At 62.0% G+C, this 16,054-nt stretch carries 15 protein-coding genes and 1 tRNA gene; 8 read left to right on the top strand and 8 right to left on the bottom strand.

The features are described from left to right. Positions 1-4 precede the first annotated feature (4 nt). From fdhE to ACYCCG_RS10975, 4 genes are all read left to right on the top strand, one after another. Positions 5-931, top strand: coding sequence for a formate dehydrogenase accessory protein FdhE (gene fdhE / locus ACYCCG_RS10960; protein WP_392461600.1), 927 nt, complete (start codon positions 5-7; stop codon positions 929-931). Positions 932-1,070: 139 nt separating this feature from the next. Beyond that, positions 1,071-2,498, top strand: a complete 1,428-nt coding sequence (selA, locus tag ACYCCG_RS10965) for an L-seryl-tRNA(Sec) selenium transferase (RefSeq protein WP_459670370.1) — start codon at positions 1,071-1,073, stop codon at positions 2,496-2,498. Continuing rightward, positions 2,495-4,417 carry a selenocysteine-specific translation elongation factor gene (selB, locus tag ACYCCG_RS10970; protein WP_459670372.1) on the top strand — a complete coding sequence of 641 codons (1,923 nt, stop codon included), beginning with the start codon at positions 2,495-2,497 and terminating at the stop codon, positions 4,415-4,417. The genes selA and selB overlap by 4 nt, the downstream gene beginning before the upstream one ends. 6 nt (positions 4,418-4,423) lie before the next feature. Then, a tRNA-Sec gene (locus ACYCCG_RS10975) sits at positions 4,424-4,519 on the top strand. Positions 4,520-4,625: 106 nt separating this feature from the next. Here ACYCCG_RS10975 and ACYCCG_RS10980 read toward each other — a convergent pair. Then, positions 4,626-5,624, bottom strand: a complete 999-nt coding sequence (locus ACYCCG_RS10980; RefSeq protein ID WP_209968288.1) for an asparaginase — start codon at positions 5,622-5,624, stop codon at positions 4,626-4,628. Between the two features lie 63 nt (positions 5,625-5,687). Continuing rightward, entirely contained in the window at positions 5,688-7,130 is a 1,443-nt protein-coding gene (locus tag ACYCCG_RS10985; RefSeq protein WP_176684337.1) for an alanine/glycine:cation symporter family protein, read from the bottom strand. A 178-nt stretch (positions 7,131-7,308) separates the two neighbouring features. Between ACYCCG_RS10985 and ACYCCG_RS10990 the strand changes: the two genes are divergently transcribed. Then, complete coding sequence (locus ACYCCG_RS10990; RefSeq protein ID WP_176684338.1) at positions 7,309-8,118, top strand: helix-turn-helix domain-containing protein; 810 nt, start codon at positions 7,309-7,311, stop codon at positions 8,116-8,118. A gap of 11 nt (positions 8,119-8,129) precedes the next feature. On the opposite strand, the gene ACYCCG_RS10995 is transcribed toward ACYCCG_RS10990, so the two are convergent. The 3 genes from ACYCCG_RS10995 to ACYCCG_RS11005 are packed head-to-tail and all read right to left on the bottom strand — an operon-like array spanning position 8,130 to position 10,833. Further along, positions 8,130-8,975 (bottom strand): alpha/beta hydrolase, encoded by an 846-nt coding sequence (locus ACYCCG_RS10995; protein WP_339535376.1) that lies wholly within the window; start codon positions 8,973-8,975, stop codon positions 8,130-8,132. Between the two features lie 8 nt (positions 8,976-8,983). Further along, on the bottom strand, positions 8,984-9,775 hold the full coding sequence (locus tag ACYCCG_RS11000; RefSeq protein WP_209968281.1) for a TSUP family transporter: 792 nt from the start codon (positions 9,773-9,775) through the stop codon (positions 8,984-8,986). A gap of 17 nt (positions 9,776-9,792) precedes the next feature. Then, positions 9,793-10,833 (bottom strand): Fe(II)-2OG oxygenase family protein, encoded by a 1,041-nt coding sequence (locus tag ACYCCG_RS11005; RefSeq protein WP_339443328.1) that lies wholly within the window; start codon positions 10,831-10,833, stop codon positions 9,793-9,795. Positions 10,834-11,094: 261 nt separating this feature from the next. On the opposite strand from ACYCCG_RS11005, the gene ACYCCG_RS11010 reads away from it, so the two are divergent. After that, the gene (locus ACYCCG_RS11010; protein WP_459670378.1) at positions 11,095-11,979 is read left to right on the top strand and encodes a sugar nucleotide-binding protein; all 885 of its coding nucleotides are present in this window, start codon (positions 11,095-11,097) and stop codon (positions 11,977-11,979) included. After that, positions 11,972-12,910, top strand: a complete 939-nt coding sequence (locus ACYCCG_RS11015; protein WP_339535380.1) for an NAD-dependent epimerase/dehydratase family protein — start codon at positions 11,972-11,974, stop codon at positions 12,908-12,910. Before ACYCCG_RS11010 ends, ACYCCG_RS11015 begins: the two co-directional genes overlap by 8 nt. 30 nt (positions 12,911-12,940) lie before the next feature. On the opposite strand, the gene ACYCCG_RS11020 is transcribed toward ACYCCG_RS11015, so the two are convergent. Then, complete coding sequence (locus ACYCCG_RS11020; protein WP_103443409.1) at positions 12,941-13,384, bottom strand: winged helix-turn-helix transcriptional regulator; 444 nt, start codon at positions 13,382-13,384, stop codon at positions 12,941-12,943. 102 nt (positions 13,385-13,486) lie between these two features. Here ACYCCG_RS11020 and ACYCCG_RS11025 point away from each other — a divergent pair, with 102 nt between their 5' ends. Next, the gene (locus ACYCCG_RS11025; RefSeq protein WP_339535382.1) at positions 13,487-14,692 is read left to right on the top strand and encodes an MFS transporter; all 1,206 of its coding nucleotides are present in this window, start codon (positions 13,487-13,489) and stop codon (positions 14,690-14,692) included. On the opposite strand, the gene ACYCCG_RS11030 is transcribed toward ACYCCG_RS11025, so the two are convergent. Together ACYCCG_RS11030 and ACYCCG_RS11035 are read right to left on the bottom strand one after the other, a co-directional pair. Continuing rightward, positions 14,680-15,363 carry an OmpW/AlkL family protein gene (locus ACYCCG_RS11030; RefSeq protein WP_339443326.1) on the bottom strand — a complete coding sequence of 228 codons (684 nt, stop codon included), beginning with the start codon at positions 15,361-15,363 and terminating at the stop codon, positions 14,680-14,682. The genes ACYCCG_RS11025 and ACYCCG_RS11030 overlap by 13 nt on opposite strands. Positions 15,364-15,472: 109 nt before the next feature. After that, positions 15,473-15,985 carry a DUF3299 domain-containing protein gene (locus ACYCCG_RS11035; RefSeq protein ID WP_339535384.1) on the bottom strand — a complete coding sequence of 171 codons (513 nt, stop codon included), beginning with the start codon at positions 15,983-15,985 and terminating at the stop codon, positions 15,473-15,475. Positions 15,986-16,054: the final 69 nt, after the last annotated feature.

Raw genomic sequence — 16,054 nt, forward strand, 5'->3', positions numbered from 1 at the left:
GCGCTTGAGCATCATACTTGAACCCGGGCAGATCGAAGCGTCGGCGGTCACGCCGCCATTTCTGCACCTGCCTGCTGGCAACCTGTTTGAACTGCGCGCCGCCCGCCTGGAGCAACTGGCTGAGGGCAACGCGCTTGGCGACTACCTGAGGTTGATTGCGCGTTTATGCCGCATCCAGCAGCAGCTTGTGGATAACCCGCCCAGCGGCTTGCCCGTGGCCGAGGAGCGTCAGCGCCTGTGCATGGACCATGGTTTGCCGCCGCTGGCGGCTGACAGCCTGGTGCGTGAAGGGCCGTGGCTGGTCTGGTTGCAGGCACTGCTAGAGCACCTCAGCGGCGAACGCAGTGGCCCGCTGGGTGAGGCGCTGCAGCTGCTACGAGGCAGTGATGACCATCAGCGCAAGGGCTGGGGCATTGCTTTGCTGGCAGGCCAGTACGATGGTGTGCCCGCAGCACTGGTGCCGTTCCTCGGGGCCGCGTTGCAGGCGGCTTGGTCCAGCTGGTTGCTGGCGCTGCCTGTACACCAGCTCAAGCCTGCCGGCAGCCTGGCTCAATGCCCCGCTTGTGGTTCGCCGGCGATGGCCGGGGTGGTGCGCAACCGTGGAAAGCACAACGGCTTGCGTTACCTGGCCTGTTCGTTGTGTGCCTGTGAGTGGCATGTTGTGCGAGTCAAGTGTGTGTACTGCGAGTCGAGCAAGGACTTGCGTTACACCAGCCTTGAGGATGATCGCCATGCACCCGGCAAGGCGCCGCTGCGCGCCGAGTGCTGCCCTGGTTGCGACAGCTACCTGAAGCAGAACTACCTGGAGAACGATGCGGCGGCCGAGCCGCTGGCCGACGACCTGGCCAGCCTGGCCTTGGATATACGCCTGGACGGGGAGGGTTTCCATCGCCTGGCGCCCAACCTGATGCTCGCCCCGGGTAGTGGGTGAGGGTCTACACTGAAACACCGACTTGCCTTCGTAGCTACAGGTAATTGCGCCAACCTTCAGGATGACGCTGTACTTGTAGGAGCGGGTTCACCCGCGAATGGGCCAGCACAGACAACGGATCAGTCCAAGGTAGTACCGCATGTCCAACAGCCTAGCCAGTGACACCCCACGCCTGCCGTCCATCGATACCCTCCTGCGCCACCCGGCTTGCCTCCCGCTGATCGACCGCCACGGTCGCGACGCCGTGCTGACTACCCTGCGCCAGTTGCTCGACGACCTGCGCGAGCCCGCCCGTAATGGCGAACTCGGCAGCGCCGAGCTGGCCCCGGAAGTCCTCCTTGGCCGCAGCGGCGAACGCCTCGCCCTCCAGCAACGTAGCCAGGTTCGCCGCGTGTTCAATCTCACCGGCACCGTGCTGCACACCAACCTGGGCCGCGCCTTGCTACCGGAAGAAGCCATCGAGGCCATGCGGACCGCCGCTCGTTATCCGCTCAACCTGGAATTCGACCTGGCCACCGGTAAACGGGGTGATCGTGATGACCTGATCGAAGGCTTGATCCGCGAGTTGACCGGTGCCGAAGCCGTCACCGTGGTCAACAACAATGCCGCCGCCGTGCTGCTAGCGCTCAACAGCCTGGGCGCGCGCAAGGAAGGCATCATCTCTCGCGGCGAGCTGATCGAGATCGGTGGTGCCTTCCGGATTCCCGACATCATGGCCCGTGCCGGCGTCAAGCTGCATGAGGTCGGTACCACCAACCGTACTCACGCCCGCGACTACGAGGCCGCCATCGGTCCGCGCACTGGCCTGCTGATGCGGGTGCATTGCAGTAATTACAGCATCCAGGGCTTCACCACCCAGGTGGCTACTGCCGAGCTGGCACGTATCGCCCACCAACATCAACTGCCACTGCTTGAAGACCTGGGCAGCGGTAGCCTGCTCGACCTTACCCGCTGGGGCCTGCCCGCCGAACCCACGGTACGCCAGGCCCTGGCCGATGGTGCCGATATCGTCACCTTCAGTGGCGACAAACTGCTGGGTGGTCCGCAGGCCGGGATCATCGTCGGCCATAAGGACTTGATCACCAGGATCAAGAAAAATCCGCTCAAGCGTGCGTTGCGCGTCGACAAGATCACCCTTGCTGCACTCGAAGCGGTGCTGGCGCTGTACCGCAACCCCGATCGCCTGGCCGAGCGCCTGCCCAGCCTGCGCCTGCTGACCCGTAGCCAGGCCGAGATTCAGGCCCAGGCCGAGCGCCTGGCGCCTGAACTCAAGGCGCGCCTCGGTGAGCAATGGGCAATCAGCGTAGAGCCTGCGTTGGGCATGATCGGCAGCGGCAGCCAGCCGGTTGCGCGCTTGCCCAGTGCCGCGCTGTGCCTGCGCCCGCAAGTGTCGAAGAAGCTGCGCGGGCGCAGCCTGCATGTGCTGGAGCGAACCCTGCGCGACCTGCCGGTGCCGGTGCTGGGCCGGATTGACGACGATGCCCTGTGGCTGGACCTGCGCCAACTGGATGACGAAACCCAGTGGCTGGCCCAGTTACCAGCTCTGCAGTTGGGGCCGGTGCAGTGATCGTTGGAACCGCTGGCCACATCGACCATGGCAAGACCGCACTGCTGCAGGCGCTAACTGGCCAAGCCGGCGACCAGCGGCAGGAGGAGCGCGCCCGCGGTATGACCATCGACCTTGGCTACCGCTATGCGGCGCTGAGCGAAGGCGCGCCGCTGACCGGCTTCATCGATGTGCCGGGCCACGAGCGTTTTATCCACAACATGCTGGCCGGCGCCCATGGCATCGACCTGGTGTTGTTGGTAGTGGCTGCCGACGACGGGGTCATGCCGCAGACCCGTGAGCACCTGGCGATCATCGAGCTGCTGGGTATTCCCCAGGCCTTGGTGGCGATCAGCAAATGCGACCGGGTCGAGCCGTCGCGCCTGGCCGAGGTGCAGATGCAAGTCAGTGAACTGCTGGCGCGTGGGCCGTATGGCGGTGCGCGGCAGTTTCCGCTGTCGAGCATCAGCGGGGAGGGCGTGGGAGCGTTGCGCCAAGCCCTGCTGGAGGCCGAAGCAGGTACGCGGCAACGCAGGGTGCACGGTGGTTTTCGCCTGGCCGTCGACCGTGCCTTTGCGGTTACCGGCGCGGGTGTGGTGGTCACCGGCACGGCACTGGCAGGGCGGGTCAGTGCGGGTGATACGTTGCTGCTGGGCAAGGCTGGCAAAGTGGTGCGCGTGCGTGGCCTGCATGCTCAGAACCAGGCCGCGTTGGTGGCAGAAGCCGGTCAACGGGTGGCGCTGAACATCGCTGCCGAGCGCCTGGCCGTGGAGCAGGTGCACCGGGGCGACTGGCTGGTGCCCGAGTGGTTGCATGCGCCCAGTGTTCGGGTGGATATCGAGCTGAACCTGTTACCTGATGAGACGCGTACTTTCGAACATTTCAGCGCCGTGCATGTGCACCTCGGCACTCAGGATGTTACGGCCCGGGTCGCCTTGCTCGAAGGCGAAAGCCTGGCTGCCGGCCAGCGCATGTTTGCCCAGTTGTTGCTCAACGCGCCGTTGCAGGCCGTGCACGGCGACCGCCTGGTGCTGCGCGATCAGCGTGCTCAGCGCACATTGGGCGGCGGCAAGGTGCTCGACCCGTTCGCACCAAGCCGCCAACGCCGCAGCGATGCCCGTCTGCAGCAGTTGCAGGTGCTGCGCGACGCAGCGGATCTGGAGCACGCACTGCCAGCACTGCTCGCCAGTGCCCCGGGCGGCATTAGCCCGCAGCGGCTCGAGCGGCAGTTCAACCGCCTGCGGGAAACCTGGCAGTTACCGGACAATGTGCGGGTGGTGGCCACCCGGCAGGGCCAACTGCTGTTCGCCAACGCTCAATGGCAGGCGCTCAAGCAGCAGGTCCTGGAGCAGCTGGCGCGCTTTCACGAGCAAGAGCCCGACCAGCTTGGCCCTGACCGTGATCGCTTGCGGCGCTTTGTAGCCTTGCCTCTGGAACGGCCGGCATTCGTCAGTTTGCTGGATGAACTGCTCGACGACAGCGCCATCGCCAGCAGCGGGCCATGGCTGCATCTGCCCGATCACAAGGTACAGTTGAGCGAAGCCGACAGTGCATTGTGGGCACGTCTGCAGCCGAAGTTGATCGCAGGGCAATATGACCCACCTTGGGTCAGGACACTGGCGAGTGAGGAGAACCGTGCCGAAGCCGATGTGCGCCTGTTATTGCGCAAGTTGGCGCGGCTGGGCCTGGTGCATCAGGTAGTGCGCGACCTGTTCTACCCAGAGGCGACGCTACAGCGCATGGCAGCGTTGATGTTGGGGCAGGCCAGCGAAACGACGATAGTGCAGGTTTCCGCGTTTCGCGATATGTTGGGCATCGGTCGCAAGCGCAGTGTGCAGATTCTGGAATACTTCGACCGTATCGGCCTGACCCGGAGGGTGGCCGACCAGCGTCACATCCGCGCCGACAGCGCCCTGGCCCAACAGCAGGCCAGGCACTGAGTTCAAGGAAGGCAATCGCGCCCGGTGGCGCGGCCGGGCTTCAAACCCGGTTGGGGACGGCAGCCGTTCCCGGGCAGGTTCGACTCCCGCTGCCTTCCGCCATTTTTTCACCCTTTAGGGCCTCTTCGCGGGTGAACCCGCTCCTACACAGGAAACGCTATCGTCGTAGGAGCGGGTTTACCCGCGAAGAGGCCCTAAAGGGCGCTGATCAAGCCCGCTCGCCACACAAATCCAGGACAAACCAGTGGTCTGCTGCGTCGGCATCCAACCCCGCGCCCAGCAGTGCCACCATCTTGCCCAGTGCCGCTTCACGGGTCATGCCACCGCCACTGACCAGCCCGGCCCCGCGCAAGCGGTTGCCCGCTGCATAGGTGTCGAACACCACCGAGCCTTCCGGGCACTGGCTGATCGCTGCCAGCATCACGCCGCGCTGGCGCGCTGCGCTCAGCACATTCAGCAGCGCCTGGTCATCTGACGGCCCGGTACCGCTGCCGTAGCACTCCAGCAGCAAACCCTGCACACCACTGTCGATCAAGGCCTGCAAATGCCCGGCCTGCAGCCCTGGGAACACTGGCACGACCGCCAGGTTGACCGGCTTGCGCGGCTGCCTGTAGCCCAGCTCGGCAGGGATCGTATCGGCCCGCTCAGCGTCACGATGGCGTGGCAGCGCCGCAAAGGCATCGAACGCTTCGCTGCGCAGCTTCGACGCCCGACAGCCATGCAGCAGCTGACCGTGGAAGTACAGCTGCACGCCCTCTTCCAGGCCTTGTTCGAACTGGCGCAATGCGCCGCACAGGTTGTCCCAGGCATCGCTGTCCGGGGCACCTGCCGGCAGCATCGAGCCGGTCAGCAACACTGGTACGGGCAAGCCAAGCAACAGGAACGACAACGCTGCAGCGCTGTAGGCCATGCTGTCGGTGCCGTGCAGCACCAGCACGCCATCGTGGCCCGCTACATCCACCGCCTCGACGATGGCATCGCGCATCGCCAGCCAGTTGTGCTGTTGCATGTTGGCGCTGTCGAGCAGCGGGTCCAGCTCGTGCAGCGTCCATTGCACCTGGGGTGCATTGGCCATCTGGGCAAAGTGTTCACGCATCCGCGCTTCAAAACCACCGGCCGGTGCCAGGCCTTCGGGGGTTTCGAGCATGCCGATGGTGCCACCGGTATAGAGAACGAGAAGATTCTTTACTGCGCGCATGGAAAGCATCCGTAGCAGTGAGCGGAGAAAGAAAAGCCGCCCGCGGAAGGGGCGGCTGGGCAGGGGAGGATATCAGCGCTGCGGCTGAACTTGGCCGACTGCTTTGTCAGTGGCTGTTTCCACCTGAGGATTGGCAGGCCAGGCATTGCGGTCCAGGTCCAGGTCGGCAAACTTGGACGAGTCGAACACAGGCTGCTTTACACCGGCCTTGCGCTGGTCGTCGTAGTCGCGCATGACTCGCAGGCCGACCTTGAACAACATGGCCAGGGCCACCAGGTTGACGAAGGCCAGGCAGGTCATGGTGATGTCGGCGAAGGCGAACACGGTCGACAGGTCTTGCATCGAACCCCACACGACCAGTGCCAGCACCAGGCCACGGAACACCATCAACACTACGCGGTTACGGCTGAGGAACTGCAGGCTGTTCTCGCCGAGGTAGTAGTTGTAGAGGATGCAGGTGAAGACGAACAGCGACAGCGCCACGCTGACGAACACCCGGCCCCAGTCACCGACTACGGCGGCCAGCGAGTTCTGGGTCAGGACAATGCCGTCGCCCTCGAAGCCCGGGGTGTAGAAGCCCGAAAGCAGGATCAGCAGTGCGGTGCAGGTGCAGATCAGGAAGGTGTCGAGGAACACGCTGAAGGCCTGGACCACGCCCTGCGCGCCCGGGTGTTTCACGGCAGCCACGGCAGCGACGTTTGGCGCACTGCCCAGGCCGGCTTCGTTGGCGAACACGCCACGCTTCACACCCATGACGATAGCGCTGCCGAGCAGGCCGCCGAAAGCCGGGTCGAGGCCGAAGGCGCTCTTGAAGATGGTTTCCAGCATGGCTGGCACGTGTTCGATCTGGGTGCCGATCACGTACAAGGTCACGCCGATGTAGGCCAGGGTCTTGACGGGTACCAGCAGGTCCGACACCGCCGCAATGCGCTTGATGCCGCCGATGAAGGTGATGGCCATCAGCACGGCCAGGACAATACCGCTGTGGCTTGGGTCGAAGGCAAAGGCGTTCTGCAGCGAATGGGTCATGGTGTACGACTGCAGGCCGATGAAGGCGAAGCCGTAGGTGACCAGCAGCAAGACCGAGAACACGATGGCCATGTTCTTGCGCTTCAGCCCGTGCTGGATGTAATAGGCCGGGCCGCCACGGTACAGGCCATCGCCATCAGCGCGCTTATACACCTGGGCGAGGGTGCATTCGAAGAAGCTGCTGGACATGCCTACCAGTGCGGTGACCCACATCCAGAACACCGCACCTGGGCCACCCAGGGTGACTGCGATACCGACACCGGCGATGTTGCCGGCGCCCACGCGGCCGGCCAGGCTCAGCATCAGGGCCTGGAAGGAGCTCAGCTGGCCTGCCTGGCCACGCAGCGATTCCTTGAACACGCTGAACATATGGGTGAAGTGGCGGAACTGGACGAACCGGGAGCGGATGGTGAAGTAGCTACCCAGCCCTACGATCAGCACGATGAGGAGTTTCCCCGAAAGGAAATCGTTGATTACTTCGAGCATTGGAAAATGACCTCGATTCTTATTCTTCGTGTGGAAATACCAGCGGACGGCAGGCGCACCGCTATTCGTTGGGGCGCATGGTTGGCTATGACAAGAGTGGTTACAATTTCGCGGATTGCTCTGACTTGATGCGAGTTGATGCTACAATGGCGTCATTCGCGTCACCTGGATCCCGCATATGAGCGATCATTTCGCTACCAACCTCAAACTTGCCTGCAGCCACTACCGCTCTATTTCCGAAGTTTGCCGCCAGCTCTCGATCAACCGCGCGCAGTTCAACAAGTACCTGAGCGGGCAAAGCCGTCCGACGGCTTTCAACCTGAAGCGTATCGGCGACTTCTTCGGTGTCGAGGATTACGAACTGAACCTGCCCGCCGAGCAGTTCGCCCGTCTGATCGGTGCGCGGGTATCGCCCCGGGCCCAGCAGTCCAGTGACCCGATCAGCGAGTTGTTCCGCCCGTTGCACGAACATGGCGGCAACCTTTCGCGCTATTGCGGTTACTACTTCGAGTACTCCAACTGCATGTCGGTGCCGGGCACGATCCTCGTGTCGCTGGTGCACCTGTGGGAAGAACGCGGCCGTTTTCTGTTCGAGCGCCAGGAACGGCAGGAGCGCTCCAGCGCCACCGATCAGCATGCCGAGGTACGCTGTCGCTACCTGGGGGCGGCGTTCCAGTTGCAGGACCGGATGTTCCTCATCGACTACGAGTCGCTGACGTTCAACGAGATGAGCCAGACCATCCTCATCCCCAGCTTCAAAAGCCGCATCACCCGGTTGAATGGCCTGAAGGCCGGCGTATCCAGCGGCGACCGGCGCAACCCGGCCTGTACCCGGGTGGTATGGGAATACCTGGGCGAGGAGATCAATCGCATTAATGCGTATCGACAGGTGAAACTGTACCGGCCGGATGATCCACGCATAGACGACGATGTGCGTAAGCGGTTGAGTGTGGCGCCGTTGCGCGATGGTCTGTTCGAGATCGAGTAATGCTCAACGCCTTAAGCATTGTCGAGGATGAACGTTGCTACTGCGTCCGCAACCTGGTCCGCTATCGCTGGAGCCCTGCGCAAATGTGCCGCGATGCCATGGTCGCAGTCGGTAAGAAACAGGCATTGCAAGCGCGACGCTGAAACTGCTCGCATCAAGGCGAGGGTAACTTCTTCAGGAATCGGGCTATAGCGTTCAGTGCCGGCAATCCACAGGTTGCCAGCGCTGGTGCCAGGGCCTTTGCCGAATCTCTGGGAGTTGAGCCCGTCGTACTCGCCGATCACCATCAATACTCTTCCACGAAACTGGTTGAGGAAGGTGTAGCTATCGCTCTCCAGAAAACCGAAAGGCTTGTTGATGGCAGCAGTGAAGGCTGGGCCGAACGGCGCCTGGTAGGCGTGGTCTGGATAAACTGCTGGGCAGATTAATACGATGTTGTCCACTTGTGGCAACTGTGCTGCAAGCTTGAGCGTAATTGCCGCGCCAAGGCTGTGGCCTATGAGCGTTCGGCATCGAGGCGCGATATGCGCGTGGAAACGCTGTGCTTCATCAAGGTTCGTAGCCAGTGACGGCGACATTGCGCCTGGCTCGCTGGCGAGGCTATGACCTGACAGATTGCCAGTGAGTGAACCAATGCCTGCGGCTTGCAGGCGATAAAGCAGGGGGTTGAGCCGGGTAAAGTCGGAACGCGCGCCCCCCAAAACGAATGCTGGAGCTGCGCGCTCGATATCAGGTACCAGCAATCGCGCCTGTTGCTGATAGTTTCCAAAGACTTCATTGATGAACAGCTCTTTGCCTGGGGCGGGCTCGTCAAACTGCCACTTCACGCGCTGCGGGGAAGCCTTTTGAATGTGCATGGTGCTCTCTAGAAGAACTGGTTGAGCCATTCGCCGAGCGGGTTGCCCGTATCGAGCAGCAGTTTGAGTGCCATGATGCAGCAGACGCTGACCAGCAGCGGTTTTATGAGGCGTGAGCCGAAGCGTACTGCGCAGCGTGCCCCCAATTGCGCGCCCAGAAAGGCGGCGAGCGCCATTGCCAGCGCCAGCGGCCAGATGATCGCCCCGCTGAGAGAAAAGACTGACAATGCGCCCAGGTTACAGGCTGCGTTCAAAAGCTTGCTGGTGCATACGGCTTGAATGAGGTGCTGGCCCAGGAGGACCACGCAAGCCAGCATGAAGAACGAGCCGACTCCAGGGCCGAAGATGCCGTCATAAAAGCCAATGAATGGTGCAGCCGTCACGCAGAATAGGCTAGTCGATACCTTTGCCTTGCGCGCTTGTTCATTCGGCTTTGGACTGAAGGCAAAGTAGGCGGCGATCAGGATCAGCAGTGGTGGGACGCACGCCTGCAAAACGCTTTTGGGGACGTAAGTTATCGACAAGGCTCCCAACGCCCCACCGATGAACGACATGACAGCCATGGGACTGCCTCGTCTCCAGTCGATCATGCCTTTGCGGGCGAAGGCGCACGTAGCCGAAACCGTAGCCGAAGCTGCCTGGAACTTGTTTGTGGCAATAGCTGCCAAGGGTTCTACACCGGCAATAAACAGCACCGGGAGCGTGATAAGGCCACCGCCGCCGGCGATAGCATCAAAAAAGCCGGCCATCAGTGCAACCAGTGCGAGTAGCAGAACAAACGTCAAGTCGATTTCGATCATGGGGTATTTTCCTGTGCTCAACCACGGACCAGCAGCGGGTCTTCAGCGAGCACCAACGGTACGGCGAAGGGGGAGTATCCGAATTGACGGATAAGCAGGCGCCGGTTGTCCTGGACCTTGTCGCGGCCGTGCAAGGCTCGGCTGTTGTTGATCAACAGTGCGCTGTCAGGTTGCAGGGCAAACGTCAGCGGTTGTGCAGTGCTCAGTGCTTTTTGAAAGGCGCTGAACGCGCGCGCCGCAGCGTTGCAGGCACGTTCATTCAGACTGAAGCGATAGCTGTTGTATCGAACAGAGAAACCACCATTGGGCTCGAACTGCAGCATTGAAACTGCTTTGCCAGCATTGCCCTGTCCCTGAGTGAAGCAGTCACTGCGTGTGAAGTCGAAAGACTTTGAAGTCAGCGCAAGTGTGTCCAGGTTACTCAAGCGTTCGATGATTTCCCGGAGTGGGAAGACATTCGTAGGTTCATTGGCGGGGTTCCAGCGCGCAGTGAGAATCAGTGCTGAGGGAGCAGGGGAGTGAGCGTTGCTGGCGTTTGTTGAGCAGTTGTAAGGTGCTTCAGTGTGTGGCCCTAAGTGCAAGCCCGCATGCGAGCTGGTTTCAACCTCCAGGCAAGGATCTTCGTCGGGTCGCGGGACGCGGCCACCGCCCTTGAAGTTGCCGACCAGGCGGACCTGTTTGCCATCGTTGTCGATATCGAAGGCGAAACTGCGGTGGCGTACGAACTCCAGCAGCAGTTGATTGCGCGAGGCAAGGTATTGGCTGCGAGGGCTTTGCGCCAGGGCGGTAATGTCGGGTAGGTATTCTGGTATTGGCTCGTTGGCACAGTGCATCTGCCTGTACATCAAGGCAGATAGATGGCCTTCACTGAAGCGCTGGAGGAGCGCACGCTGTTCTTCACTCAAGGCCTTTTCGAGTTGATCGGCGAATATACGAGCTTGAAGTGCTACTCCTTTAGCCTCCGGTCCACCCAAATCAGCAAGGGTTTGGCTTGCAAAGGCTATGGCCTGGCTTTGCTCTGGGTAAAAATCCAGGTACGCAGCTTCGGAATGAGGCATTGAACGTTCCTTGTAGTTTTTTTGTGAGGCTCCCTGTCTGGCAAGTGGGGAGTCGACTATTCAATGCAGTTATGCCGATACGTGGAAGTCAGCCCATTCCTTGTGTGTCGTAGGAGATTTCTGCCTGTGGCGGTATTGAACGGTGAAACTGTGGAATCGCTCCCGCCTGCGGCATCCAACGGGGCCGGTGTTGGACTTCCCGGGCAGGAAACCGCAAAATAACCCCTTTACTCCATCAACCTCTCCGGATCTGCTGACTCTATGCGTATGCGCCTAATGCTGTTGGGTGGTGGCAATGCCCTCGGGCAAGCGCTGATTCGTCTTGGGGCCGAGGAGGACATCGCATTCCTGGCACCGCGCCCGCCCGAGAACGGCTGGGCGCCCTCAAGCCTCACTCAGCTGCTCGATGACCATCGCCCCGACGCGCTGGTCAACCTGGCCTATTACTTCGACTGGTTCCAGGCCGAGTCGGTCAGCGAGCAGCGCCTGGCCCAACAGGAACGGGCGGTGGAGCGGTTGGCAGAGCTGTGCCAGCACCATCAGATCACCTTGGTGCAGCCATCCAGCTACCGTGTGTTCGATGGTTCGCGGGCCACGGCCTATAGCGAAAAGGACGAGCCAGTGCCGCTGGGCTTGCGTGGCCAGGCCCTTTGGCGCATCGAGCAGAGCGTGCGTGCGACCTGCCCGCAGCATGTGCTGCTGCGCTTTGGCTGGTTGCTGGATGAGAGCATTGATGGCGCGTTGGGCCGCTTCCTGACCCGTGCCGAGCAACCACAAGAGCTGCTGCTGGCCGATGATCGACGTGGCAACCCGACGCCGATCGATGATGCCGCCCGAGTGATCCTGTCGGTACTCAAGCAACTTGATTGCAATGCGCCGCTGTGGGGCACCTACCATTACGCCGGCAATGAGGCGACCACGCCGCTGGCGCTGGGCCAGGCGATCCTCGCCGAGGCCGGTCAATACCGCCAGCTGGCCGTGCAGGCCCCCACGCCGCAGGCCCATGCCGCGCGCCCGGATGCCAGCGAAGAGCCACAGCATGCGGTACTGGCCTGCAAGAAAATCCTTCATACCTTCGGTATCAAGCCGCGTGCCTGGCGCGCTGGCTTGCCACCTCTACTGGACCGGTTCTACCGCCATGGCTGACGCTGACGCCCCCATCCTGATCACCGGCGGTGCCGGCTTCATTGGCTCCCACCTGTGCGATGCGTTGTTGGACAAAGGTTACGCCGTACGCATTCTCGACGACTTCTCCACCGGCCGACGAAGCAATCTGCAGGTCGACCACCCCCGGCTGGAACTGATCGAAGGTGATGTTGCCGATGCCGGGCTGGTCACTCAGGCTGCGGCTGGCTGCCGTGCTGTGGTGCATCTGGCCGCGGTGGCCTCGGTTCAGGCCTCGGTCGAAGACCCGGTGCGTACTCACCAAAGTAACTTCATCGGTACCCTCAACGTTTGCGAAGCCATGCGCGTGCATGGCCTGCGCCGGGTACTGTTCGCCTCCAGCGCAGCGGTATACGGCAACAATGGTGAAGGGAAGTCGATTTCCGAAGACACACCCAAGGCGCCGTTGACCCCTTACGCCGTGGACAAGCTGGCCAGTGAGCAGTACCTGGACTTCTACCGCCGCCAGCATGGCCTGGAGCCGGTGGTGTTTCGCTTCTTCAATATCTTCGGGCCGCGGCAGGACCCTTCCTCGCCGTATTCCGGGGTGATCAGCATCTTCTGCGAGCGTGCTGTGCAGGGCTTGCCGATTACGGTGTTCGGTGATGGCGAGCAGACCCGGGACTTCCTCTACGTGGGCGACCTGGTGCAGGTGATGGTACAGGCACTGGAGCAGCCGCAGGTCGAGGAGGGGGCGGTGAACATCGGGCTGAACCAGGCGACCTCACTGAACCAGTTGCTGGCTGCGCTGGAGAAGGTTGTAGGGAGCTTGCCAGCGATCAGCTATGCGGCGGCGCGATCGGGTGATATCCGCCATTCGCGAGCGGATAACCAGCGGTTGTTGGCGCGGTTCGAGTTTGCGCAGGTGACGCCGATGGTTGAAGGCCTGGCAAAGCTTCTCGGTAAAGGCTGAACCCCTCGGGGCTGCGCCGCGGCCCTGACATCACCCATGCCGCACCCTTCTGCGCTGGCAATCTTCGGGATGTAAGGCCCGCCCATCCTGGCTGCGGACCTGCAATATTTGAAGCGCTTGCCCCGTCACGCCGTCCACCAGCTCCGAACGCGTTTCACCCGCCTCGAACAGAAACCGCTCCCCCCACTGCCTCAAACCAACCACCACTGGAAATACCGACTGCCCTTTGTCGGTCAGCACGTACTCTTTGTAGGCACTGCCATCCGACGCCGGCTGTGTCATCAGCAACCCACTTTCCACCAACAGCTTTAGCCGCGAGGTGAGGATGTTCTTCGCCAACCCCAGGTTCTTCTGAAATTCACTGAAGCGCCGTAGGCCGTCAAAGGCATCGCGCAGGATCATCAGCGCCCAACGGTCACCCAGCACCTCCAGAGCCCGGGCCACGGGGCACTGCGCATTGTTTTCATCGAGCATGGGGCACGCCTGTTTTGATTATCTGGTTGCAGATTAAAACCACATTTGTTAAATAGCCAGCGTGTGGTTTCAAATTGAAACCAGATTCCAGAGGCTGGCCCGATGACACCTTCGCTGACACGCTGGATAACCCTGTTACTTGCCACCACCAGTGCGATGGCTGTGGCGACGGTGTACTTCGCTCAACCGCTGCTTGAGTCGATGGCTGCTGAGTTGGGGGTGGCGCAGCAGCAGATTGGCTGGGTAGTCGGCGCGACCCAGGCGGGCTACGCCCTGGGGCTGCTACTGATTGTGCCGCTCGGAGACTTGGTCGACCGTAAACGTCTGTTGCTTGGCCAGTTGCTGTTCTCGGCGCTTGCGCTGGTCGGCGTTGGCACGGCGCCGAACTGGGCAATATTGCTGCTGGCTCTGGCTATCACCGGGTTGATGGCCGTCATGGTGCAGGTGATGGTGGCTCATGCCGCGAGCCTGGCCTCACCTGGGCAGCAAGGGCAGGCGGTAGGCACCGTCACCAGTGGCGTGGTGCTGGGTATTCTGCTGGCACGGCTGGCTTCGGGCGGGCTTGCTGACCTGGCCGGTTGGCGAAGTGTGTACCTGGTCGCCGCAGGGCTCTTGATGTTGTTGGCGCTGGTGCTGTGGCGCAGTCTGCCCGGAGGGCAGCCGATGAGGAGCCGGCCGCGTTACCGGGCGCTGATCATGGCCCAGTTCAGCTTGTATCGGCACGACCGGTTGCTGCGCCAGCGCGGCGTGTTCGGTGTGTTGATCTTCGCCGCATTCAGCGTGCTGTGGAGTGCCATGGTCATGCCACTCAGTGCTGCGCCGCTGGCGCTGAGCCATACCGAGATCGGCCTGTTTGGCCTGGCAGGTGTGGCGGGTACGCTGGCGGCTTCGCATGCCGGTCGTCTGGCTGACCTTGGGCGGGGTGAGCGTACGACCGGGATGTCGTTGGCCCTGCTGACGCTGTCGTGGCTGCCAACAGCATTCGTCGAGCATTCACTGCTGGCCTTCGTGCTGGGTGTGCTGATGCTGGACTTTGCCGTGCAGGCAGTACATGTCACCAACCAGAGCCTGTTGCTGGCCGGGCGTGGTGCGATGGCTAGCCGTTTGATCGGCGCCTACATGTGTTGCTATTCGCTGGGTAGCGGTTTGGGGGCCGTGCTGGCGAGCTGGGTGTTTGCACACTGGGGCTGGGTTGCGGTGTGTGGGCTTGGCATGGGCATCAGTGCGGTCGCACTGTGCTACTGGCTATGGCTGCAACGCGCGAGGGCGGCCGAGGCCGCCCTGCAATGTTCAGGTCAGAACTTGTAGCCAAGGCCGACCATGTATACCCACGGGTCGACGTCGACGTCGACCTTGGTCTTGCTGTAGCCAAGGGCGGTCGGGCCGTTGACGCTGGCCTTGGTGTCGATGTCGACGTACCAGACCGAGGCGTTTACCAGCAGGTTGTCGGTCAGCATGTAGTCCATGCCCAGTTGGCCGGCGATACCTACCGAATCCTGCAGCTTGAGGTTGCTGAAGCCTTGTTGCTTGCGTGCGCTGCTCAAGTCTTCGTCAAAGAACAGGGTGTAGTTGATACCGACGCCAGCGTACGGCTGGAAGCGCGAATTCGGCTCCATTGGGTAGTACTGCAGCGACAGCGTCGGCGGCAGTTGCTTGATGTCCGCCAGCTTGCCATCCAGCCCGCCGCCCAGACCTTTTACGGCGACGGTGTGCTTGAACGGGGTAGCTGCCAGCAGCTCCAGGCCGATGTGGTCGGTGAGCATGTAGGCAAAGGTCAGGCCCAACTGGGTATCGCTGTCCAGGGTCGCCTTGGTGCCCGACACCTTGTTACCGTCGAACTTGAGGTCGCCGCTGCTCTCGTTCGGGGCGGTGGTGATGGCGCCTGCGCGCAGGATCATGTCCCCCGCCTGATAGGCTTGGGCGGCAGGGGCGGCGAGCGCAAGGGCCACAAGCGAGGCACCCAGCAAGGACTTGTTCATGGAAGCTCCCAAAGGACGTTATTAATCGAGTAGTCCAATGGTACGGAGCTGGTTAAACGGAAAGTTTGACCCAGCTCAACGAAGCGTCTTCACGAATTCGAAACAGTTCTCATCTCAGCTCATAAGCGTAGATTTTCTCGGCTTCCATTTGGTAGCCAGCGTCGGCCAGCTCGCTGCTGGAAGCTCTAACCTGCATCTTTCCCTCGATCCAGTAGGGCTGGTAGAGGTCTTCGACGCGCACGCCCATCTCGCTGAAAATATGCACGATCTGGTTCGGTGGTGGCGGCGGCACGTGGATGCACGCGCCATAGTAAGGGACCAGCAGGAATTCGGTGGTGCGGCCTTCCTCGCTGACCTCCAGGGGCACGATGTAGCCGGGCAGTCTGACCTGTTGGCCGTCGAGGCTTTTTACCACTGGCGCGTCGGGCGCCTGCTGGCGCGCGGGCGGGGCGGATTCGGCAGACAATGCGCTGCTGAGCTGTGACATGTCGTGCAGCGGAGCCAGTTGCGGCGGGATGACCGGTGCACCTTCAGGGATCAGCGCGGGCCAGTCCAGCTCCTTGGGTTCGGCGGCCCACAGAGGCATCGCTACCAGCAACAGCAGGGCCAGCAGCATGTGCATTGCCGGCCTCTTCGCGGGCATGCCCGTTCCCATAGGTACTGCACAAGGTCCGAAGCCTGCGGGGCTCCC

The organism is Pseudomonas sp. VEM90 (assembly GCF_054611535.1).

What these genes read in the sequence shown, in the direction of transcription:
- selA (WP_459670370.1), top strand. Translation starts at nt 1,071, where the DNA reads ATGTCCAACAGCCTAGCCAGTGACACCCCACGCCTGCCGTCCATCGAT.
- ACYCCG_RS10980 (WP_209968288.1), bottom strand. Translation starts at nt 5,624, where the DNA reads ATGCTTTCCATGCGCGCAGTAAAGAATCTTCTCGTTCTCTATACCGGT.
- ACYCCG_RS10985 (WP_176684337.1), bottom strand. Translation starts at nt 7,130, where the DNA reads ATGCTCGAAGTAATCAACGATTTCCTTTCGGGGAAACTCCTCATCGTG.
- ACYCCG_RS10990 (WP_176684338.1), top strand. Translation starts at nt 7,309, where the DNA reads ATGAGCGATCATTTCGCTACCAACCTCAAACTTGCCTGCAGCCACTAC.
- ACYCCG_RS10995 (WP_339535376.1), bottom strand. Translation starts at nt 8,975, where the DNA reads ATGCACATTCAAAAGGCTTCCCCGCAGCGCGTGAAGTGGCAGTTTGAC.
- ACYCCG_RS11000 (WP_209968281.1), bottom strand. Translation starts at nt 9,775, where the DNA reads ATGATCGAAATCGACTTGACGTTTGTTCTGCTACTCGCACTGGTTGCA.
- ACYCCG_RS11005 (WP_339443328.1), bottom strand. Translation starts at nt 10,833, where the DNA reads ATGCCTCATTCCGAAGCTGCGTACCTGGATTTTTACCCAGAGCAAAGC.
- ACYCCG_RS11010 (WP_459670378.1), top strand. Translation starts at nt 11,095, where the DNA reads ATGCGTATGCGCCTAATGCTGTTGGGTGGTGGCAATGCCCTCGGGCAA.
- ACYCCG_RS11015 (WP_339535380.1), top strand. Translation starts at nt 11,972, where the DNA reads ATGGCTGACGCTGACGCCCCCATCCTGATCACCGGCGGTGCCGGCTTC.
- ACYCCG_RS11020 (WP_103443409.1), bottom strand. Translation starts at nt 13,384, where the DNA reads ATGCTCGATGAAAACAATGCGCAGTGCCCCGTGGCCCGGGCTCTGGAG.
- ACYCCG_RS11025 (WP_339535382.1), top strand. Translation starts at nt 13,487, where the DNA reads ATGACACCTTCGCTGACACGCTGGATAACCCTGTTACTTGCCACCACC.
- ACYCCG_RS11030 (WP_339443326.1), bottom strand. Translation starts at nt 15,363, where the DNA reads ATGAACAAGTCCTTGCTGGGTGCCTCGCTTGTGGCCCTTGCGCTCGCC.
- ACYCCG_RS11035 (WP_339535384.1), bottom strand. Translation starts at nt 15,985, where the DNA reads ATGCACATGCTGCTGGCCCTGCTGTTGCTGGTAGCGATGCCTCTGTGG.